Here is a 22194-nt window from a genome sequence, read left to right as displayed (position 1 = left end):
GGTGGTAGCTTAGACCGTAGCACCCGCATTCGGGTCAGCAGGATCCCCCTCTTTTTTCGGCGTGCCCTTGATCAGGTCTTCGCGCTGTACGCCCAACCACATCGCAATGGCTGCGGCCACAAATACCGAGGAATAAATACCGAACAGAATACCAATGGTCAAGGCCAGCGCGAAATTGTGCAGAGTCTCGCCACCGAACAACAGCATGGACAACACCATCAACTGCGTGCAGCCGTGGGTGATGATGGTGCGGCTGATCGTCGATGTGATTGCGTTATCGATGATCTGGTGCGTATCCATTTTGCGGAAACGGCGGAAATTTTCGCGGATACGGTCAAAGATCACGACCGACTCATTCACCGAATAGCCCAACACGGCCAGGACCGCCGCCAACACCGGCAGTGAAAACTCCCATTGGAAGAAGGCAAAAAATCCCAGAATGATGATCACGTCATGCAAGTTGGCGATGATGGCCGCTACAGCGAACTTCCACTCAAAGCGAATGGCCAGATACAGCATGATGCCAACCACCACAAAGGCTAGTGCCTTAAGGCCGTCTGTGGCCAGTTCATCCCCAACCTGAGGACCGACAAACTCGGTGCGGCGCAATGTGGCGCTGGCGTCGGCGGCTTTCAGGGACTCCAAGACGCGTTCACTCTGTGCACTGGAGTTGTTACCCTTTTGCGCCGGCATGCGTATCAGCACATCCTTGGTCGTGCCAAAGTTTTGCACCTGCACATCGTTGATGCCCAGCTTGTCAATGGCACTGCGGATGGCGTTGATATCGGCCGGTTGCGAGTAACTGACTTCCATCAGCGTGCCGCCGGTGAACTCCACCGACAGATGCAGACCGCGCGAAAACAGGAAGAAAACGGCTGCCAGAAAGGTCACCAGCGAGACCAGGTTGAACACCAGCGCATGCCGCATAAACGGAATGTCGCGGCGGATTTTGAAAAATTCCATGCTACCTAATCCCCTTAGTTTGTCGTGACCTGATTGCCGGAATCAGGCCGCCAAACCGTCCCAATGGACACATTCTTTAATTTCTTCTGCCGACCGTACCACAAATTTACCACGCCCCGGGAGAAGAAAACCCCAGAAAACATGCTGGTCACGATACCTAAACAATGGACCACGGCAAAGCCGCGCACCGGGCCAGATCCGAAGGCCAGCAGGGCGAACCCGGCAATCAAGGTAGTCACGTTGGAATCGATGATGGTCGCCCAGGCACGGTCGTAACCGGCGTGGATAGCCGCCTGGGGCGACGCACCGTTGCGCAGTTCCTCTCGAACGCGCTCGTTAATGAGCACATTGGCATCAATCGCCATACCCAGCACCAAGGCCATCGCCGCCATGCCGGGCAGCGTCAAGGTAGCTTGCAGCATGGACAACACGGAAACCAACAGCAGCAGGTTGAAAGCCAGGGAAATGCTGGAAATCAGGCCAAACAGCATGTAGTAGACGCACATGAAGATGGCCACGGTGACAAAGCCCCATTTAACGCTTTTGAAACCTTTTTCAATATTTTCCGCGCCCAGGCTGGGACCAATGGTGCGCTCTTCGATGATTTCCATCGGTGCGGCCAACGATCCTGCACGCAACAGCAGCGCCAGGCTATTGGTCTCTTCAGCGGTGAAATTCCCGGTAATTTGGAAGCTGTTGCCAAACTCGCCTTGGATGCGAGCAACGGAAATGGCCTCGCCTTTGCCGCGCTCAAACAGCAGAATAGCCATCAGCTTGCCGACGTTCTCACGGGTCAAGTCGCGCATGACCCGGCCACCAATTGCATCCAACGAAATACTGACGGCGGGGCGCTGGTTGTGGTCAAAGGTTGTTGCCGCGTTGTTGAGACGGTCCCCCGTAATGACGACCTGCTTCTTCACAATTGTGGGTTGGCCATTGCGCTCAAGATAACGCTCAGAACCGAATGGCACTGGACCACTTCCATCGAGTGCTGCGCGGGCTTCGGCGCCTTCATCCACCATGCGAACTTCCAGCGTGGCAGTGCGCCCCAAGATATCCTTGGCCTTTGCAATATCTTGCACGCCTGGCAACTGCACGACGATGCGATCCAGGCCTTGCTGTTGAATCACAGGCTCGGCAATGGCCAATTCATTGATACGGTTGTGCAGGGTGGTGATGTTTTGCTTCAACGCTTGGTCCTGAATCGCGCGTGCAGCCAGGGGCTGAATGCTGGCGACCAGTTTTATGTCCGACCCATCCGTAGACTCTGTGGTGCTGAGTTCGTTAAATTGGTCTTGAACAATGCGCCGTGCAGCTTCAGCGGCTTGGGCGTCGCGGAACCGGACTTCAATGGTCTGGCCGTTGCGGCTGATGCCGCTATGGCGCACATTCTTTTCCCGAAACGCTGTACGAATATCGCCCGCTAACGATTCCGCGCGCTTGGACAATGCCGCTTCCATGTTCACTTGCAACATGAAGTGCACACCACCCCGCAAGTCCAGCCCCAGGTACATAGGCGAGGCGCGCAGCGCGGTCAGCCAGGCGGGGGAGCGTGACAAGAGGTTGAGCGCTACGACGAAATTGGGGTTGGTCGCATCAGGATTAAGCGCCTTTTGGATGGCATCCTTGGCTTTCAGCTGGGTGTCGGTATCGTTGAAGCGGGCTTTGATAGAGCCCCCTTCCATGGCGATCGATTCCGGAACAAGACCGGCGGTCTTGAGTTCTTCTTCGACCTTGCCCATGGCTGCTGCGTCCAGCTTTACCGATGCCTTCGCAGCGGACACCTGAACAGCTGGAGACTCGCCAAATACATTGGGCAGCGCGTACAACCCACCCACCAACAATGCGATCACAATGATCGCGTATTTCCACACCGGGTAACGGTTCATGATCGCAAGTCAGTCCAGTTAGAAGAGAGAGATAGAAAAATTACAAAAGCAAAGGATTACTTGATCGAGCCCTTGGGCAGGACCTGGACCACTGCGCTGCGCTGGATCTGGATTTCGACACCGTTGGACACTTCCAGGCCCAAATAGTTGTCACCCACCTTGCTGATCTTGCCCAGCACGCCGCCGGCCGTGACCACTTCATCACCCTTGGTGACGGCTTCGATCATGGCCCGGTGTTCCTTCTGCTTCTTCATCTGGGGGCGGATCATCACAAAGTAAAGCACCACAAACATCAAAACCAGTGGCAGCATGCCCATCAGCGACGATTGCATGTCGCCTCCAGCGGCAGCAGCGGGAGCAGTTTGGGCAAAAGCAGAGGAAATAAACACGGGCTAACTCCACAAAACAAGGGACAACAAAAGGCGCGCCACCCGTTTTGGGGTGGCGCGCGTGCGCTTAGGCAACCCTTGATTGTAGTCGGGCAGCTGTAAAGCGGTTTTAAAGCGGCCGCTTATTTCCCCATGACACCGCTCAGGCGGGTCGGTGGAAGCGCTCCAGCAACACCGACCACTGTTGGCGCGCCGCCGCCAAATGGCGGGCTTTTACATGGCCATAGCCGCGGATCTGCTCCGGCAGGCGGGCAAAAGCCACCGCTGCATCCCGGTTCGCGGCATTCAGTTGGGGCAGCAGGCCGGCGATGGCATCCTTGTACTCCTGCACCAGCGCCCGTTCGTGGCGGCGTTCTTCGGTGTAGCCAAAGATGTCAAACGGGCCGCCGCGCAGCACCTTGAGCGGCGCCAGCAGGCGGAACGCACTTTGCATCCAGGCTCCGTAGCGGCTCTTTTGCAGTTCACCGGCCGCATTGGTCTTTGCCAGCAACGGGGGCGCCAGGTGGTAGTTCAGCGTGAAGTCGCCTTCAAACTGGGCGTTGACCTTGGCCAGGAAGCTCTTGTCCGTGTGCAAGCGCGCCACTTCGTACTCGTCCTTGTAGGCCATGACCTTGAACAGGTAGCGGGCCACGGCCTGGGTCAACGGCAGGGCTTCGCGCTTGGCGGCGGTATCCGGCGCGGGTGCAATCGCCGATTCGGCCTTGCGCACGGTATCGACAAAACTGGCATAGCTGGCCGCATAGGCCGCGTTCTGGTAGCCGGTCAAAAACTCGACCCGCTTGGCGACCAGTTCGTCCACCGTCTGCGTGCTGCGTGGCGTGAAGCTGATGACCTGGCCGGGATTCAGCAACTTTTGCACGGCCGGCCAGTCCAGCGCGGCCTGGCGGCCCCAGGTGAAAGCGGTCTTGTTGTTCTCGATGGCAACGCCATTGAGTTCAATCGCACGCATCAGGGATGCCAGCTCCAGCGGGATCCAGCCCTTTTGCCAGGCGTAGCCCAGCATGATGGGGTTGGTGTAGATGCTGTCGCCCAGGAAGTGCGTGGCCATGGCGTCGGCGTCAAAGGCGCCCACGCCCTCTTCACCCACCGCATTCGCGATCTCGACCAAACTGTCCTGACCGGGGTTGACCCAGTTGGGATTGTTGACAAAGGCCGCCGTGGGTGTGCTGTGCGAGTTCAGCGCCACGTGGGTGCGGCCCTGGCGCATGCGCATGGTCGTTTCCTTGCCGGCCACGACGATGGGGTCGCAGCCAATGACCAGATCGGCCGATGCCATGCTGACGCGGGTGGTCCGGATGTCGTCCTGCGTGTCGGCGATCAGCACGTGGCTCCAGGTAGCGCCGCCCTTTTGGGCCAGGCCGCCGGCGTCTTGTGTGACGATGCCCTTGCCTTCCAGGTGGGCGGCCACGCCCAGCAGCTGGCCGATGGTGATGACACCCGTACCGCCGACACCTGCCACGATGATGCCCCAGGCACCGCCGCTGGCGCTGCCGTCCACCGCGTGGGCTACCGCGGTCAGGCGCGGAATGCTGGGCAGCGGCAGGGAGGCCGCATCGACCCCGCTACCGGACTTGCCCTTGGCCTTCTTGCGCAGGCTGCCGCCTTCCACCGTGACAAAGCTGGGGCAGAAGCCCTTGACGCAGCTGATGTCCTTGTTGCAGGTGCTCTGGTTGATCCGGCGCTTGCGGCCAAATTCGGTTTCCAGCGGCTCCACGCTGACACAATTGCTCTGCGCGCCGCAATCGCCGCAGCCTTCACAGACCAGCTCGTTGATGACCACGCGCTTGGCCGGGTCCACCATCGTGCCGCGCTTGCGGCGGCGGCGTTTTTCAGTGGCACAGGTCTGGTCGTAGATGATGACAGTGGTGCCCTTGATCTCGCGGAATTCCTTCTGGATGCTGTCCAGCAGGTCGCGGTGGTGCACGGTCACGCCCTGGGCCAGTTCCACGCCGTTGTATTTTTCGGGCTCGTCGGTCACGACCACGATCTTGATGGCGCCTTCGGCCCGCATGCTCTGGGCGATCTGCACCACGGTGTGGCCTTCGGCGCGCTCACCGACCTGCTGGCCGCCGGTCATGGCCACGGCGTCGTTGTACAGAATCTTGTAGGTGATGTTGACACCCGCGGCAATGCTCTGGCGCACCGCCAGCAGGCCGCTGTGGAAGTAGGTGCCGTCGCCCAGGTTGGCGAACATGTGCTGCTCGTTGCTGAAGGGCTGCTGGCCCATCCATGGCACGCCCTCGCCGCCCATCTGGGTGAAGCCCATGTGCTCGCGGTCCATCCAGATGGTCATGAAGTGGCAACCGATGCCAGCCATAGCGCGTGAGCCTTCGGGCAGCTTGGTGCTGGTGTTGTGCGGGCAGCCGGAGCAGAACCAGGGCTGGCGGTCGGCCAGCTTGATGTCGGCCTCGGCGCGGTTGACTTCCAGCACATGCATGGCGCTTTCCTTGGCGCTCAGGATGGCCAGTTGCGCGTCGATGCGGGCGGCGGTGTCGGCGTCCACACCCATGCGCTGGATGCGTTTGGCGATGGCGCGTGCGATCAGGGCAGGCGACAGATCGGCATTGGCGCGCAGCAGCGTGTTGTCGCTGGGGTTGGGCATGCCCCATTCACCGCCGCTGCCGAAACCGTGCTCGTCGGTGTCCATCTCGTTGAACTTGCCCAGCACGCGCGGGCGCACGTCGGCGCGCCAGTTGTACAGGCCTTCCTTCAACTGGTATTCGATGACCTGGCGCTTTTCTTCGACGACCAAGATTTCTTGCAGGCCGGTGGCGAATTCGCGGGTCAGCTGGGCTTCGAGCGGCCACACCACACCCACCTTGTGCAGGCGGATACCGATGCGCTGGCAGGTGGCGTCGTCCAGCCCCAGGTCCAGCAGGGCCTGGCGCGTGTCGTTGTAGGCCTTGCCGCTGGCGATCAGGCCCAGACGGTCGTTCGGGCCTTCGATCACGTTGTAGTTCAGGCGGTTGGCCCGGATATAGGCCAGGGCCGCATACCACTTGTAGTCGAACAGGCGGGCTTCCTGCTCCAGCGCATGGTCGGGCCAACGGATGTGCACGCCGCCGTTGGGCATGACGAAGTCGGTGGGGATCTTGATCTGCACGCGGTCCGGGTCGATCATGGCCGTGGCACTGGATTCCACGATTTCCTGGATGGTCTTCATGCCCGACCAGACGCCGGAGAAGCGGCTCATTGCAAAGGCGTGGATACCCAGGTCCAGAATTTCCTGCACATTGGTCGGGAAGAACACCGGTGTGCCGCAGGCCTTGAAGATGTGGTCGCTCTGGTGGGCGGCGGTGGAGCTCTTGGAGATGTGGTCGTCACCCGCCACGGCGATCACACCGCCCCAGGGCGTGGTACCGGCCATGTTGGCGTGTTTGAAGACATCGGAGCAGCGGTCTACGCCCGGGCCCTTGCCGTACCAGATGCCGAACACGCCGTCGTATTTGTTGCTGCCCTTGGGCGCAAAGCCCAGTTGTTGTGTGCCCCACAGCGCGGTGGCGGCCAGTTCTTCGTTGACACCGGGCTGGAACACCACGTGGTGCGCCTTCAGATACTTCTCGGCCTTGACCAGCGACTGGTCATAGGTACCCAGTGGCGAGCCGCGGTAGCCGCTGATGAAACCCGCGGTGTTCTTGCCGATGCGTTGGTCGCGCACCCGCTGCAGCATGGGCAGCTTGACCAGTGCCTGCACGCCACTCATGAAGGCATGGCCGTAGTCCAGAGAATATTTGTCGTCTAGCGTGACGGTTTCCAGGGCCTTGCGGACGTGTTCGGGTAGCGGTGCGTTCATGGCGGTTGTCTCCGGGCTGGCGTAGTGTGGGGCTGGCGCAAGGGGGCTCGCTGGCACCGGTCAAACGGGTCCGCAAGGCCTTCTCTTGTTGGAGGCTCAGTGTAGGGAGTTTGGCCTGATATGTCTTTGCGTTTTGTGCCAAAACAAACGTGGCTTCAGAAAGAATATTGCTGCAAAATGCCAATAAATGGAACAACTAGACAAATTTGACCTTGCAATCCTCAATGAACTGCAAAACGACGGCCGCCTGAGCAACACCGAGCTGGCCAGCCGCGTCGGCCTTTCGACCGCGCCCTGCTGGCGCCGTGTGCGGGCACTGGAAGAAGCGGGTTTCATCAAGGGTTACCACGCCGAGCTGGACCGGCAGAAACTGGGCCTCGGTGTGCTGGCCTTTGTGCGGCTGGATGCCGAACGCAACACGGGCGACTCAACCCGGGCGCTGGAAGAGGCCATTCAGAAGCTGCCGCAGATTGTCAGCTGCCACTACATCAGTGGCTCGGGCACGTTTGAGCTGCAGGTGATCTGCCAGGATTTGGACAGCTTTTCGCGGTTTGCGCGGGAGAGTTTGATCAATCTGCCGCATGTCAAAGACCTGCACACGAGTTTTTCGTTGGGGGAGGTGAAGGCCAGCAGTGCGTTACCGCTGAATCACCTCCAGCCCTCGTCTTTATTACGTGGCTAGCTACCTATTTAGCAGCGCTTGTGTTTGCGTCGCTTGGCTGGGTGATGAAGCTTTTGTAGCCCCCTTTTCACCAAGGGAACAGGCTTTAGCTATAAATTTAGAAGCAACAAACAGAGGTTACACGAGGGCTACAAGCCAATTGACACAAAGGCAGCATCAGCGAGACAAAACCTGCCGAATCGTGGCCCCCAACTCTTCAGCCTCAAACTTGGCGATATACGCATCCGCCCCCACGCTCTTCACGTGCCCCTCATTGGCCGAGCCCGTCAAGGAGGAATGGATGATGACCGGAATGCCCTTGAAACGCCCATCCTGCTTGATATTGCGCGTCAGCGTGAAACCATCCATGACCGGCATTTCCAGATCGGTCAGCACCAAGGCCACCTTGTCCTGTATGGTCTTGCCCTCGTCGAAGGCGCGGTCGGAAATGGTCTCCAGCATGTCCCAGGCTTCCTTGCCGGTCTTGGTCATGACGTAGGGCACCCCCATGGCCTTCAGGCCCTGCTCGATCATCATGCGGGCGACGGCCGAATCGTCGGCGGCCAAGACCACGGTTCCCGGCGGTATCTTGACGAGGCCGACTTTCGCACCGTCCACGTCCGACGAATGCTCGTTGGGCATCACGTCGCGCAGGATCTGCTCCACGTCCAGCACCTGGGCCAGCCGGGTGTTTTCGGCATTGCCGTCCAGCCGCGCAATGCTGGTGACCAAGCCGCCACCGCTGCTCTCGGCCGACAGCACATGCTTCCATTCCAGGCGTACGATCTCGTTGACTTCTTCGACGGCAAAGGCCTGCGTGGTACGGGCAAATTCGGTCACCAGCAGGATACCCAGGCCCTTGGTCGGGTTGCAGCCCACGACCTTGGGCAAATTGATGACGGTGATCATCTGGCCGCGGATATTGGCCACCCCCATGACGGTGGGCGGCATATTGACCATGGCGGTGATCTCGGGCATGACCAAAATCTCGCGCACCTTGAACACATTGATGCCGAACAGCTCACGTCGGTCGGTACCGGGGGCCTCTCCCAAGCGGAACAACAACAATTCGAACATGCTGTTGGAAGCCAGATTGGTCCGCTCGTCGATTTCCCGCATGGTGCTCATGGCGTGTTCCCCAGTGTTCGATGGTGGTGGTTAAAGGGCAGAAACGGTCATGGTCATGATAGTAGCGTTATCTGGCCGTTTTGGGCCACAAAACCCACAACTGCAATGGCTGGCGCAAGCGCCCGGCCAGTTCACCGGCCTCCGGCCCCCAACCCACAAAATAATCGGCCCGCACCGTGCCGGTGATGGCGCTGCCGGTGTCCTGTGCCAACACCAGTTTTTGCAGCGTGGTCTGGGGGCCGTTTGACGCCAGCCACAGCGGCGTGCCGTAGGGGATGCTGGTGGGGTCCACCGCGATGGAGCGGCCCGGCGTCAGCGCCACGCCCTGGGCGCCGCGCGGTCCTTCACTGGAGTCGCGGGTTGCAATCGCCTCTTCGCGGAAGAACACCACACGCGGATTGCTCCACAACAATTCCTGCTGGCGCTGCGGGTTCTGGATCAGCCAGGACTTGATGCCAGGCCAGGATGCGTCCTTGATCAGGCCCTGGTCCAACAGCCAGCGGCCCACGCTGCGGTAGGGCTGGTCATTGGTGCCGGCATAGGCCAGGCGCACCCAGCGCTCGCTGCCATCGGGCTGCGTAATACGGATGCGGCCCGAACCCTGGATCTGCAGCATCAGCGCGTCTATGGGGTCGGCCAGATAGGCGATGGCCTTGCCCTGCAGCGCGGCCTGGGCCTCGGGCAGGATGTCGATCTCCTGGCGGCTGTACCAGGGCTTGCGCTGCGCCAAACCGGCGGGCGGTTGGTACAGCGGCACGCCGAAGTTGGCATTGGGTAAGCGGCTGGCCTCCAGCACGGGCTCGTAATAGGCTGTCAGCAAGCCGGTGGCCTCGCCCTGTACGGTCTCCACACGGAAAGGCTGCAGGCGCTCCTGCATCCAGGCCCGCTGCTCCTCGGGGCTGCCGATGCTCAGGCGGCGGATGTCACCGCACAGCGGGGCAAAGGGGGCGGACGGCCGCTCACAACTCTTGACCCAGGCGTTCCAGGCCTCGAACAGGCTGTCGTCCGCAAAACCCGGCAAATCGTTCCATGCCGCGGGCACCCAGCGGCCCTTGCCCTGGTTCAGCGTGCCGGGCACGTCTATCGGCGCACTGCTGCTGCGCGCCGTTTCCGTGCGAGGCGGTTGCTGCGCGGGCTGCGGAATATGCAGGGGTGCACTGCCGCAGGCGACCAAACTTCCTACAATCAGGGCCAGCCCCCCATAGACCAGGAACCTTTGGTTCAACGACATCATCATGACTTTGCTACTGCTGGAAGCCCTGGGCGCAGGACTGTTATTCATTGGAATCATCTGGTGGACTATGTTTTCGGGGCGCAAGCATGGCGAACTGCCGACGGACGCTCGCAACGAAGCGCCGCCGCCCGCCGCAACCGACGCCGGGCATCAACAGAAAAACGACCGCTAGCCCTCGTGGAATAAACGCAATACGCTATGTTTTTCATAGCGTTTAAAAATAACAGCGGGGCATGCTACAGCAGGCGGTGCTGCAAGGCCGGCAATTGAGCGCGACGCTGCAGCAGCGTATGCGCGCTCAGATCGGCACACACGACGCCGGCGCCATGCGCACGCTGCGCCAGGATCTCGCCCCACGGATCCACCACCATGGATTGGCCCCAGGTGCGACGGCCATTGGGGTGCACACCTCCCTGGGCAGCGGCGCCCACATAGGCCAGGTTCTCGATGGCGCGGGCGCGCAGCAAGACCTCCCAATGCGCCTGGCCCGTGGTATGGGTGAAAGCACTGGGTACCAGCAACAAATCCACACCGTCGCGGGCATAGCCGCGGTACAACTCGGCGAAACGCAGGTCGTAGCACACGCTCAGGCCCACCTGCCACAGGTGGCCGTCTTTGGAGGGCAGCGCAAAGCGGGTGGGGTGGGCGCCGGGGTCCAGCACGCGTGATTCGTCGTAGGCCTCCGCGCCGTTGTCAAAGCGAAACAGGTGCATCTTGTCGTAGCGCGCCGCACAGACACCCTCGGGGCTGAAGACCAGTGAACTGTTGTACACGCGGTCGGGCTGGGAGGCCGACAGCGGCAACGTACCCCCCACCACCCACAGGCCCAGGCTGCGGGCTGCATCGGCCAAAAAGTTTTGGATAGGGCCGCTGCCAAACTCCTCCTGGATGGCCAGCTTGTCCGCGTCGTGCTGGCCGATCATGCAAAAGTATTCGGGCAGCACGGCCAACTCGGCCCCCTCTTGGGCGGCTTGCTCCAGCAGGCCACGGGCCTGGGTCAGGTTTTCCGACAGGACGCCGGAGGACACCATCTGTATGGCGGCTACTTTCATGGATGGGGCTCCTAAGGTGCGCTCGCAGCGCTGGCCGCTGGCGTGGCAGCGGCAGGGTTGGATTTGTGCTCGACCTTGGTGACGCGGGGATCCAGCCAGGTGCCGTCCACCAACAGCTCGGAGGTCGCGGCTTCGATCAAGGGTTTGCGCAAAACCAGTTGGGCCAGGAAGGTGCTCAAACCGACCAACGGGTTGATGGCGGCATAGGCCAGGGAAGCACTGCCAGCATTGATCTCCGGCACCACGACCACCTTGATGTTCTGGGTCTCTTTGGCAATATCCGCCTGGCCTTCCATGAACACGGCCGCGTTGACGCCCCGCATCGTCAGGTTATTGGTACGGGCTATGCCCTGGGCGATGGTGACGTCACCGCCAAATGTGTCGAACGAAAAGCCGTCGCTGAACACATCGCGGAAGTCCAACGTCAAACGCCGCGGCAGCGCCTGCAGGCTCAGCACACCCAGCAGTTTGGCGATGCCGGGGTCGGTTTTCAGAAACTGCCCTTTCCCCAGGTTGATATTGAACTTGCCGCTGAGACTGGGGTAGTCCATCGTGATGGGCGACCCGAGCCAATCCACCTGACCCTCGATCTTGCCCGGGCCCTCGTTCACCACACCCTTCATCCCAAAGCGGCTCAACAACTTGCCCGAATCCTTGATATCGAGCTTGAAGTCCATCGCTGTGCGCCGGCGCTCCTTGATGCTGCGCGCTGCGGCAGCCGGGCCGGCCTGCGCACTGACATTGGTCCAGTTGCCACTTGCAGTCAGCATGGCCTCGGGCGTGGTGATGTTGAAGCGGTTCAAGCGCCATTCACGGGGTGCATCCCGCGCCACCACGGTGGCCGCCACATTGACCGCATCGATTTCCAGGCGGCCCAGTTTCTTGCCGCGCAGTTCGAAATCTTCGACGACGATGTCCAGCGCCGGGATGCTGGTGGGCTGTTCGTCCAGCACGTTTTCCACTTCCTGCGCCGTGCTCTGGGCAATGGCTAGGCGCGACAGGCGCGCGTACAGGCGACCCGCATTCGTACCAGACGACTGGCGGTACTCCACATAGCCATTGATTTCCGAGGCGTCCAGGTTGGCGCGCCACAGCAGGCCTTCGCGACCGCCACCGACCACCACGTTGTTGAGCTTGCGCCCACCCACCGTCAGCTCGCGGGCCCGTATGGCCACGCTGGTGGGCAGATAGCCCATGCTGACCGGGCCGCTGCTGCTGGGCGTGGTCGCAACAGCCGTAGCCGACAGATCGGTGCCCGCCGCACGCGACAGGATGTCCGACCAGGCATCGGCATCAATCGCTGCCAGGTTGACATTGGCCACCACGCCTTCGGCGGGCAGCGGTGCCGACTCATCGGCCGCCAACCCCACACCCACCGCACCCCGCAGCACGCGGGCCTCGGGGCCTGAGGCGTCGCGCACGTAGACCACGTTGACCAGCTTGCCCACATCCAGCTGCAACTGGTCCTGCGCATGCACGATGCCGTCGCTACCCACCGCCAGCGAGGCCCGCACGGCCGAGGTTTCGACCCGCAACGGCAGCGCGGTCTCGGCCGGCTTGGCAAAGGGCGCCGGTAACGCCAAGGCCATGCCGACCAGGTTGCTGTTGACCAGCACCTCGGGTATGCCGCCACGGATGCCCACCGTCGCGGAATAGGCCGCCGTGCCAGTAGCATGCGCAGCCAGCCGGGCCACAAAGCCCAGCTCACGGGCTTGGCGCAGACCTTCGGCCGTGGCGCTGCCCTGCAGGCGCAGTTGCTGGGGCGCAGCCGGTTTGCCCACAGCAACCGTTGCGCTGGGGGTGCTGATGCCACCCTCGATGCGCACATCGCCGCCCAGAGCCCGGGCCTGCACACCGGTCAGCGAGAAGCCGGTCTCCGAGAAATTGACGACGCCCCGCGCACGGGCCAGACGCGGCGTGTCGGGTGTCACTTGCAGCTCGTTGCCACCCATGCTCACGGCACCGCGCACGGTGACCCGCTCCACCGCGGCGATGGGGAAGGCCAGTTTGAATTTGAGGTCAGCCGGGCCGCTGGCCGTGGCCCGCTCCAGAGGCTTGCCCATCAGGGTGTTCAGCGGCGAGGTGTTGACAAAGCCCAGCATCTCCGCCAACGGGCCCTGGGCCTCTGCCGTGACCGATACCGTGGCGCCGTGGTACAGGCTGTCCACCACGCCATCGGCCTTGTTGATGCGCAGGCCCGGTGCGCCCTGCACCCCGCCGCTGGCGCCCTTGACCTGCAGCACCGCGCGGTCTATGACCAGCTCGCCCGACAGATTGGTCAGCGCCGGCCACTGGGGTGCATCCTTGGCCAGCAAAAAGCTGGGCACATAGGCGAAACTGGCACCGCGCACATCGGCCGCAATGCGGAAGTCACCCTGCTTGGCCGTCGCAAACGGGAAGTCGTGCAGATTGCCCTTGACCTTGAATTTGACGCTGGAGGCGGTGCCAGCCACGACGGCCTCGCGCACATAGTCGCGCACCGGCGCATGGATGCCCAGCGGCAAATAGCGGTGTACCTTGGTGCCGTCGGCACGGCTCAGGCTGCCTTGCAAGTCCAGAATACCGGGGAAGCGGCTTGCGGTTTGCACACCACCCGTGGCCTTGTTGGTGGGCGCCGTTTGCCACTTGAGTTGCAACTCGCCCTGGGCGTCGGCATTGCTGAAACGCAACTGGGGTAGCGACAGGCTGATCTGGTCGCCATCGAGCTTCCACTGCACCTCGCCTTCCAACTGGTCAAATGGCATGACCGGCTCGTCAAAGATACCGGGCAGGTCCAGCGCACCGGCCTTCATCGCGATGCTGGCACGGCCGCCGGTCTGGGTGAGGTCAAAGTCCACATTCACACCGCGAAAGCCTGGCCGAGCACCCGCATCCACGGGCCGGGCGGCTATTTCCAACTGGGTCGCACGCCCTTTGACGAAGAAGCGGGTGGGCGCTTCGATAGGGCCCTGCCAGTTGCCCTGCAATTGCTCGACCAGGCCTTTGGGCGCCAATTGCGCCAATTGGCTGCGGACCGAGTCGTTCAAGGGCAGGCGGTTCGCGATCTGCGCCATCGCGGCCAGATCCAGGCGGTCGGCGACCAGTTCACCGTGCGCTGGCTGACTCTTCTCACCGGTGAAGACGGCCAGGCGCACATTGCCACCGGGCCAGCGCAGGCCATCCTCGGTCTGGAACTGCAGGGCTTTGGTGGTGACTTCAAAGCCCCCGTCCAGGGCCTTGGCGCCAAGGCGTCCGCTGACGTCACGCAGGGCCAGGGCCTCCAATTTGGGAGCCAGGGTCACCTTGACGCCGTCCAGGGCGAGGTCCGCCGTGGCAGCAGTCGCCTTCCCGCGCGCCACATCCACCCACGCCCGGACCGAGCCCACGCCCTGGGCCAGGTCGACACCCAGGTCGGCATATTGGCGCAACTGCCCCAAGTCGACTTGCGTAAAGTTGGCGTAGAGTTGGCCCTCCCAGTCCTGCCAGTCACTGGCCCGACGGGTCAACAGGCGCTGCTTGAAGATGCCGGACAGGCTCAGGCGCTGGCCCCAGTGGGCGGGCGGGTTGGCGTCCAGCCGCATCGCATGGGTACGGTGTTGGTTGCGCAGTACCCAGTCCACATCGGTCAGGGCCAGCGCCGGCACATTGCGCATTTCGTCGGTCCAGGTCACGGTGCCGTGGCGGATGACCAGCTCGGGCTGGGAGAACACCCAGTCGGCTCCCCGGCTATCGGCCCCATCGCCCTTGGGCAAGGGGAGGCCTGCGACCCAGATACGCCCGTCGGCCGAGCGGCGCACATCCAGTTCGGGCCGGTCCACCGTCAATTGCTCGAAACCCAGGCTCATCAGGGATCGGGCCGACAAGGCGGCCATCACGGCGGGCAGTTTCAAGGCTTCGCGGCCCTGCTTGTCGAATAGGCGCACATCATTGAGTTCGAGCGAGGGAATGAGCCCGTTGGAGCGGGCCACGATATCGCCTATGCGCACCGTGATACCCAGCATGCGGCTGACCTGTTCTTCCAGCGCCGGGCGAAATTCCGCGATTCGCGGCACAATGACGAAATGCAGCGCACCCCAGACTATGAGCAAAGCCACCCACGCTGAAGCCACCACCCAAAAAGCTGCGCGCACGGCAAACGCACCGACCCTGATCAGAGGTGAAGGGTTGGGGTTTAAGTCAGCCATCGTCGTTGGAACACCATGCCAGGAATTATGACCCGCAATGGACCGTCTGATCGGGCCATAGGTTCCCGTTTTACCCAACGGATACGTCGCCGTTACACCCAGGAATTGGCGCAGTTACCCCCGGGCGCCCCTAACCGCGACCGCATGCAAACCCTGTTCGCGGCCCTGCGTGCGCAGGGCGCCGACACCGGTGCCGCGCTGCGCGTGGTGCGCCAACTGGTCGTGGAACGCCTGATCTGCCTGGATTGCAACGAGGGCGCTGCGCTGTCCACTGTCACCAGTGCGATGACGGCCCTGGCTGAGTTCGCGCTGGATGTGGCCTTCCACGAGAGCAGCCAGGCACTGGACCGGGTGCATGGTGCGCCGCTGTCGGCCCAGGGTACGCGGGCCGACCTGTGCATCATCGGCATGGGCAAGCTGGGCGCGCGTGAGCTCAATGTATCCAGCGACATCGATCTGATCTACATCTACGACCAGGAAGGCGAGACGGCCGGCGATACCGATGGGCGTGGCCGCATCTCCAACCAGGAATACTTTGGCAAGCAGGTGCGCGCCATCTATGCGTTGGTGGGCGACACCACCGAACACGGCTTCGTGTTCCGCGTCGACCTGGCGCTGCGCCCCAATGGCAATTCAGGGCCGCCCGTGGTCTCGCTGGGAGCGCTGGAAGAATACTTCCACGTGCAGGGCCGGGAGTGGGAGCGCTTCGCCTGGCTCAAGAGCCGTGTCGTGGCCCCCAGCCAAGCCATACGCTCCGGTTGCGCCCAAGGTTTGCGGGCCGTGGTCTCGCCCTTTGTGTTCAGACGCTACCTGGACTACAGCGTGTTTGACGCGCTGCGCGTACTGCACCGCCAGATCCGCGACCACGCCACCAAGCGCAGTGCTGGCAAGCCCGAGCGCAGCAATGACGTCAAGCTGTCGCGCGGTGGCATACGCGAGATCGAATTCACGGTGCAGCTGCTGCAGGTGGTGCGCGGTGGGCAGTTCCCTGAGTTGCGGACTCGGCCCACGCTCAGCGCACTGCAGCGCCTGGTTGCGGCCGGGCTGATGCCCCAGGCCACGGCCGACGCGCTTGCCAAGGCCTACGTATTTCTGCGCCAGGTGGAGCACCGCATCCAGTACCTGGACGACCAGCAGACCCACATCCTCCCTACCGCCGACGCGGATCTGGACTGGATTGCCCACACACAGGGTTTTACAAACAGTTGCGCTTTCCTGCACGAACTCGACAGCCACCGCGAGCTGGTGGCGCAGGAGTTTGACGCCCTGCTCGGTGGCGCCAACAAAGAGTGCAAGGGATGCGGCGGCTCGGCAGCGGCAACGCCCGGTGTCAGTGACTTTGACGAACTGCTTGCCGAGCTGAGCGGACAATTCCGCACGCGTATCCTGCACTGGCGCGAACACCCGCGGGTGCTGGCCTTGCGCGAGGACTCGCGCGCCCGCTTGTCGCGCCTGGTGCTGCGCACGGCGCAATGGGTCAACCAAGGCAAGGCCACGGAAGAGGCCGCCGTGCGCCTGGCCGATTGGATAGAACCCCTGCTGCGCCGTGAAAGCTACCTGGCCCTGCTGCTGGAGCGGCCCAATGTGCACCAACGCCTGCTGCACATGCTGGGCGCGGCGCGTTGGCCCGCCCGTTATCTTCTCAAGCACCCGGGCGTCATCGACGAATTGGCGGGTGACGCGATGTTTGCCGAGCGCTTTGACGCCCAGGATTTTGAACGCGAACTGGACCACCGCCGCGCCTCATTGCAAGGCACCGGAGAAGACGACGACGAAACCCTGCTGAACCTGCTGCGCCGCGCCCACCATGCCGAGGTGTTCCGCATCCTGGCGCGGGATGTGGAAGGCCGCCTGGGTGTTGAAGAGGTGGCCGACGACCTGAGCGCCCTGGCCGATGCGGTGCTGCGCATCACCACGCGCTGGTGCTGGGACCGGCTGAAGAACCGGCACCAGGCCGAATGCCAGTTCGGCATCATTGCCTATGGCAAGCTGGGCGGCAAGGAACTGGGCTATGGCAGCGACCTGGACATTGTGTTTGTCTACGACGACGACGACGAGCGCGCCATGGAGGTCTACGGTGCGTTGGTGCGCAAGCTCATCAATTGGCTGACTGTGAAGACTGGCGAGGGTGATCTGTACGAGATTGACACTGCCCTTCGCCCCAATGGCAACTCCGGCCTGTTGGTGACCAGTTTTGACGCCTACTCCAATTACCAGCAACAGCGCGGCAGCAACACCGCCTGGACCTGGGAACACCAGGCCATGACCCGCGCCCGCTGCGTGCTGGGGGACGCGGATCTGCATGCCCGCTTTGACGCGGTGCGCGCGGCCGTCATCGGTGCCCAGCGCGACGATGTAGGCCTGCGCGAAGAGATCGCCAGCATGCGCGCCAAGGTGCGCGCCAGCCACCCGGTGCGGGGCACGCAGTTTGACATCAAGCACAGCCCCGGCGGCATGGTGGACGTGGAGTTTGCCGTGCAATTTCTGGTGCTGTCCCAGGGTTGCCGCCACCCCGAACTACTGGCCAATGTGGGCAATATCGCCCTGCTGCAGCGCGCCGAGGCCTGCGGCCTACTGGCCGAGGACGTGGGTACCCAAGCGGCGCAGGCCTACCGCACGCTGCGCCAGATCCAGCACCGGGCACGTCTCAATGAGGAGCCCACGCAGGTGGAGCCCAGTCAAGTACAACAAGAACGCGCAGCGGGCCTGACACTATGGGCTGCGGTGTTTGAACCCGCAGCGCAGGCACACGCCGTGGCGCTCAGTTGACCGCACGAATCCTTTTGACCAGCGCGGTAGTGGAGTAACCCGCCACAAACGGCAGGGCCCGTGCAAAGCCGCCCCAGGACTCCACCAGGGCGGTCTCGGGCAGCTTGGCCATGTCGTAGTCGCCGCCCTTGACCAGGATGTCGGGGCGGATCTCGCCAATGATCTCCACCGGCGTGTCTTCATCAAACCAGGTCACCAGGCTGACCGCCTCTTGGCTGGCCATGACGATGGCACGGTCCGCTTCCTGGTTGAGCGGCCGGTCATCGCCTTTGCCGAGGCGGCGTACGGAGGCGTCGGTATTCAGCGCAACGATCAGGCTGCCACCCAACGCGCGGGCCTGCGCCAGGTACATGACGTGGCCGCGGTGCAGCACATCAAACACGCCATTGGTGAACACCCAGGGTTTGGGCAAGTGGCTGAGCTGCTGTGGCACATCGTCGCGCGCACAGATCTTGGCCAGAAAGGCCGGAGCGGTATCTAAGGACTGCATGAGCGCCATGCTATCAGGAGCAGGGGCTCTCAAGAGTGGCCCACTTGTGCCGATCAGCAATGCATAATTGCCTTGTATCCATGCACCTTGTTCCCGTCAGCGTCGAATCCATACGCATCAACCAACCCCTGCCTTTCCCTTTGATGGACAGGAATGGGGTATTGCTGGCCAAGCGATCCTTCGTGATCGACTCCAAGGAAGACCTGGCGGGCATGGCCCAACGCGGCGGCGGCCTGTACATCGATGTCGCGGACTCCGAAGCCCACCACCGCGCCTATGTGGAACGCCTGCACAACCTGGTGCGTACCGGCAAGTCGCTGGGCGAAATTGCCGAAGCCAAGATCACCGGCGACCTGCTGGCCAACCGCAACGCACAAGACGATGAGCACGCCGATTGGCTGGACCTGCAGATACAGGCCAATGCCCTACTGCGTGACACCCAGCCAACCCATTTCATGGAACGCCTGGAGCGCCTGCACAGCCAGCTGGCCCGCCACTCGCGCCGCAACCCTGACGGCACGCTGTTCGCGCTGATCCAGCTCTCGGCCACCGAGATGCGCATGTACAGCGCCACCCATGCGATGCTGGTCAGTGTGATGTGCGGACTGGCCGCACGCGAGGTCCTCAAGTGGCCGGCCGAGCAGGAGGCCTCCTTGTGCAAGGCCGCACTGACGATGAACCTGAGCATGACCGGCCTGCAAGACCAATTGACGAAGCAGGTCGAGCCCCCGTCGGTCATCCAACGCAAGGCCATCGATGCCCATGCGGCCAAGTCCGCCGAGATATTGGCGGAAATGGGTGTCGATGACGCCGTCTGGCTGGAAGCCGTGCGTGACCACCATACCCAGACACCCGGACCCCTGCAAAATCGCACGCCGCCCCAGCAGTTGGCCCGCCTGATCCAGCGGGCGGACATGTTCGCGGCCCGTCTGGCACCACGGGCATCCCGTGTGCCCATCTCGCCAGCGGCGGCCATGCAAGCGTGCTACTTCGACGAAAACCGCCAGGTCGACGAGACTGGCGCCGCGCTGATCAAGGCCGTGGGTATTTACCAGCCCGGCTCCTTCGTGCGCCTGGCGACCGACGAAGTGGCGGTCGTCATCAAGCGTGGCCAGAACACCAGCACCCCGCGGGTGGCGGTATTGGTCAACCGCAGCGGCATGCCGACCCTGGAGCCGACGATACGCGAGACCAGCACCCGCGACTACCGCATCGTGGCCAGCGTGCCGCACCGTGAGGTCAAGGTCCAGATCAATCTGGAACGTCTGCTGCCACTGACCGCAGCCCCCGCCTACGACCGGCCCTGGTAGGCCACCCCCGCGCGCGCTGCGTAGCGCGCAACCAACAGCAAACCCGGACCGCTTTACCCCCACAGCAAAAAGGGGTAAAAACTACTTTGGTCGATAAATTACTATACAGTCACAAAAATACTGATTAGTTTAAATTTAGGTTTGCCCGTGCACTGTCCGTCTGCTACTGCCTTGTTACCGCGTCCCGAGTGGCCCGAGGGGAGGGTTGCGCTGTGAAGATCGCCATCGTGGGTTCCGGCATTTCTGGTTTGGGCGTGGCCCATGCGCTGCGCGGACAGGTCGACGTCAGCCTGTTCGAGGCTGGAAGCTACTTCGGCGGCCACACCAATACTGTCGATCTGACATTGGACGGTCCTACAGGATCGACCACCCATGGCGTCGACACGGGTTTCCTGGTTTTCAATGAACGGACCTATCCGCGCCTGATCCAGCTGTTCGCCGATCTGCAAATACCCACCGCGCGCTCGGACATGTCGTTCTCGGTGCAGGTGCCGGGTGCCGCGGGCCAGGCGCCGCTGGAATGGAGCGGCTCATCGCTGAACACGGTGTTTGCCCAGCGCCGCAACCTCATCAACCCCCGCTTCCTGCGCATGCTGCGCGACGTGCTGCGCTTCAACAGCCTGTGCACCGGCATTGCGTCGCGCAACGCTGAGACCGAGCTGATGCAACCGCTGGCCGGTTTCTTGGACCAGCACCGCCTGTCCACAGAGTTCCGCGACTGGTACTTCCTGCCGATGCTGGGTTGCATCTGGAGCTGCCCCACCGACCAGATGCTGCAGTTCCCCGTGGCAACCATGATCCGCTTCTGCCACAACCACGGCCTGATCCAGGTCAGCAACCGACCCCAGTGGTGGACGGTTGCCGGCGGTGCCCGCCAATACGTCGAAAAAATCGTCGCCCGGATTGCCGACAAGCGGCTGAACACACCGGTGCAGCGCATCACGCGCGATGCCCAAGGGGTCAGCATCAACGCCAACGGCCAGACCGAGCGCTTTGACAGGGTGGTGCTGGCCTGCCATTCAGACCAGTCTCTGGCTTTGCTGGCCGAGCCCAGCAGCGCGGAACAGCAGACGCTGGGCGCCATCCGCTACCAGGCCAACCGCGCCGTGCTGCACACCGATACCTCAGTGCTGCCGCAGTCCCGCCGCGCCTGGGCCGCGTGGAACTACCAGCGCGCCGCCTACACCGGGCGCGACACGGCGCAGGTCTGCCTGCACTACCTGATCAATATGCTGCAGCCCGTGCCCTTCACGCAGCCTGTGGTCGTGTCGCTTAACCCGGTGGCGGAGATCAACCCGGCCCACGTGCACGCCAGCTTTGACTACGCCCACCCGGTGTTCGACGTGGCCGCCATCCGCGCCCAGGGCCAGGTGCCCGCGCTGCAGGGCCAGCACAACACCTATTTCTGCGGCGCCTGGACCGGCTATGGCTTCCATGAAGACGGCTTGAAGTCAGGCTTGGCCGTGGCCGACCGTCTGCATGCCGCGTTGAATCGGGCGCCCTAGCGCACACCGCACGATGCCCACACACACCAGCCCCCAAGCGCCAACGGCCACCGCGCAGATCGGCTTTGGGCAGGTGCGCCATACGCGGCTGGCCCCGGTGCGCAATGCCTTTGTCTATGGCAATTACTTTCTGCTGCTGCCCCTGCGCAGCCTGCAGACCCACGGCAGCGGCACACTGGCGCGCAACCGCTTTGCACCCTTGAGTTTCTACGATGCCGACCATGGCGATGGCCGTGGCCCCGAACAGGGCGGCGCGCTGGCCTGGCTGGACGCACTACTGGACCGTGAAGGCATTGGCAGCCAACACACGGCCAACCACACCGACCCGGCCGATGGCGAGGTCTGGCTGCACTGCTACCCGCGGGTGTTCGGCCACACCTTCAAACCGGTGAGTTTTTGGTACTGCCACCGCGCCGACGGCACGCTGCGCGCCATCGTCGTTGAAGTCAACAACACCTTTGGCGAGCGCCATTGCTACCTGCTGGACCACCCACAGTTCGGCCGGGAGCTGCGCGCCGCCAAGGTCTTCCATGTGTCGCCCTTTGCGCCGATTGAAGGCGGCTACCGCTTTCGCTTTATGTTCACGCCGGACCGCAGCCACACCGTGGCCCGCATCGACTACGACGACGCCAATGGTCCGCTGCTGGAGACCAGCGTCAGCGGCCACCTGGAGCCACTGAACCGGCGCGCCATGCAGCGCGCGCTGTGGCGCTATCCCGCGATGACACTGGGCGTGGTGCTGCGCATCCATTGGCAGGCCTTCAAGCTGCTGTGCAAACGCACGCCTTTCTTCAGCAAACCCTTGCCGCCCACCACGTTCACCACCCGCTGACCTTGACCGATCGAGC

At 62.8% G+C, this 22194-nt stretch carries 15 protein-coding genes; 6 read left to right on the top strand and 9 right to left on the bottom strand.

Features of this window, described 5'->3' with window-relative positions; all coding sequences use genetic code 11:
* Positions 1 to 9 precede the first annotated feature (9 nt).
* The 4 genes from secF to AC07OO_RS24670 form a co-directional block, all read right to left on the bottom strand.
* Positions 10 to 963 carry a protein translocase subunit SecF gene (gene secF / locus AC07OO_RS24685; RefSeq protein WP_495084818.1) on the bottom strand — a complete coding sequence of 318 codons (954 nt, stop codon included), beginning with the start codon at positions 961 to 963 and terminating at the stop codon, positions 10 to 12.
* A gap of 14 nt (positions 964 to 977) precedes the next feature.
* Positions 978 to 2852, bottom strand: a complete 1875-nt coding sequence (secD, locus tag AC07OO_RS24680; protein WP_495084817.1) for a protein translocase subunit SecD — start codon at positions 2850 to 2852, stop codon at positions 978 to 980.
* Between the two features lie 56 nt (positions 2853 to 2908).
* Positions 2909 to 3241 (bottom strand): preprotein translocase subunit YajC, encoded by a 333-nt coding sequence (gene yajC, locus AC07OO_RS24675; RefSeq protein ID WP_495084816.1) that lies wholly within the window; start codon positions 3239 to 3241, stop codon positions 2909 to 2911.
* Positions 3242 to 3383: 142 nt separating this feature from the next.
* Positions 3384 to 7034 carry an indolepyruvate ferredoxin oxidoreductase family protein gene (locus AC07OO_RS24670; protein WP_495084815.1) on the bottom strand — a complete coding sequence of 1217 codons (3651 nt, stop codon included), beginning with the start codon at positions 7032 to 7034 and terminating at the stop codon, positions 3384 to 3386.
* Positions 7035 to 7221: 187 nt separating this feature from the next.
* On the opposite strand from AC07OO_RS24670, the gene AC07OO_RS24665 reads away from it, so the two are divergent.
* A complete protein-coding gene (locus tag AC07OO_RS24665) occupies positions 7222 to 7716 on the top strand; it encodes an Lrp/AsnC family transcriptional regulator (RefSeq protein ID WP_495084814.1) in 495 nt (164 codons plus the stop codon).
* A 156-nt stretch (positions 7717 to 7872) separates the two neighbouring features.
* On the opposite strand, the gene AC07OO_RS24660 is transcribed toward AC07OO_RS24665, so the two are convergent.
* Both AC07OO_RS24660 and mltA read right to left on the bottom strand, forming a co-directional pair.
* Entirely contained in the window at positions 7873 to 8823 is a 951-nt protein-coding gene (locus AC07OO_RS24660) for a chemotaxis protein (RefSeq protein ID WP_495084813.1), read from the bottom strand.
* A 67-nt stretch (positions 8824 to 8890) separates the two neighbouring features.
* Positions 8891 to 10126: a murein transglycosylase A gene (gene mltA, locus AC07OO_RS24655; protein ID WP_495084873.1), complete on the bottom strand. Its 1236-nt coding sequence runs from the start codon at positions 10124 to 10126 to the stop codon at positions 8891 to 8893.
* On the opposite strand from mltA, the gene AC07OO_RS24650 reads away from it, so the two are divergent.
* Positions 10059 to 10229, top strand: coding sequence for a hypothetical protein (locus AC07OO_RS24650; protein WP_495084812.1), 171 nt, complete (start codon positions 10059 to 10061; stop codon positions 10227 to 10229). The two genes, mltA and AC07OO_RS24650, sit on opposite strands and share 68 nt — an antisense overlap.
* 64 nt (positions 10230 to 10293) lie before the next feature.
* Here the strand turns inward: AC07OO_RS24650 and AC07OO_RS24645 are convergent, their stop codons facing one another.
* The gene (locus tag AC07OO_RS24645) at positions 10294 to 11109 is read right to left on the bottom strand and encodes a carbon-nitrogen hydrolase family protein (protein ID WP_495084811.1); all 816 of its coding nucleotides are present in this window, start codon (positions 11107 to 11109) and stop codon (positions 10294 to 10296) included.
* 11 nt (positions 11110 to 11120) lie between these two features.
* Positions 11121 to 15272, bottom strand: a complete 4152-nt coding sequence (locus AC07OO_RS24640; protein ID WP_495084810.1) for a YhdP family protein — start codon at positions 15270 to 15272, stop codon at positions 11121 to 11123.
* Positions 15273 to 15287: 15 nt separating this feature from the next.
* On the opposite strand from AC07OO_RS24640, the gene glnE reads away from it, so the two are divergent.
* On the top strand, positions 15288 to 18041 hold the full coding sequence (gene glnE, locus AC07OO_RS24635) for a bifunctional [glutamate--ammonia ligase]-adenylyl-L-tyrosine phosphorylase/[glutamate--ammonia-ligase] adenylyltransferase (protein ID WP_495084809.1): 2754 nt from the start codon (positions 15288 to 15290) through the stop codon (positions 18039 to 18041).
* On the opposite strand, the gene AC07OO_RS24630 is transcribed toward glnE, so the two are convergent.
* Complete coding sequence (locus tag AC07OO_RS24630; protein WP_495084808.1) at positions 18034 to 18531, bottom strand: adenylyltransferase/cytidyltransferase family protein; 498 nt, start codon at positions 18529 to 18531, stop codon at positions 18034 to 18036. The genes glnE and AC07OO_RS24630 overlap by 8 nt on opposite strands.
* Positions 18532 to 18611: 80 nt before the next feature.
* On the opposite strand from AC07OO_RS24630, the gene AC07OO_RS24625 reads away from it, so the two are divergent.
* The 3 genes from AC07OO_RS24625 to AC07OO_RS24615 all read left to right on the top strand — a co-directional run bounded on the left by AC07OO_RS24625 (position 18612) and on the right by AC07OO_RS24615 (position 22178).
* A complete protein-coding gene (locus tag AC07OO_RS24625) occupies positions 18612 to 19841 on the top strand; it encodes an HD-GYP domain-containing protein (protein ID WP_495084807.1) in 1230 nt (409 codons plus the stop codon).
* Positions 19842 to 20053: 212 nt separating this feature from the next.
* Entirely contained in the window at positions 20054 to 21346 is a 1293-nt protein-coding gene (locus tag AC07OO_RS24620; RefSeq protein ID WP_495084806.1) for an NAD(P)/FAD-dependent oxidoreductase, read from the top strand.
* Between the two features lie 13 nt (positions 21347 to 21359).
* Positions 21360 to 22178, top strand: a complete 819-nt coding sequence (locus AC07OO_RS24615; protein ID WP_495084805.1) for a DUF1365 domain-containing protein — start codon at positions 21360 to 21362, stop codon at positions 22176 to 22178.
* Positions 22179 to 22194: the final 16 nt, after the last annotated feature.

It is taken from the genome of Rhodoferax sp. GW821-FHT07G04 (assembly GCF_059418585.1).
The sequence above is the reverse complement of the archived record's forward strand: the minus strand, read 5'-3'. Positions and strand labels throughout refer to the sequence as shown.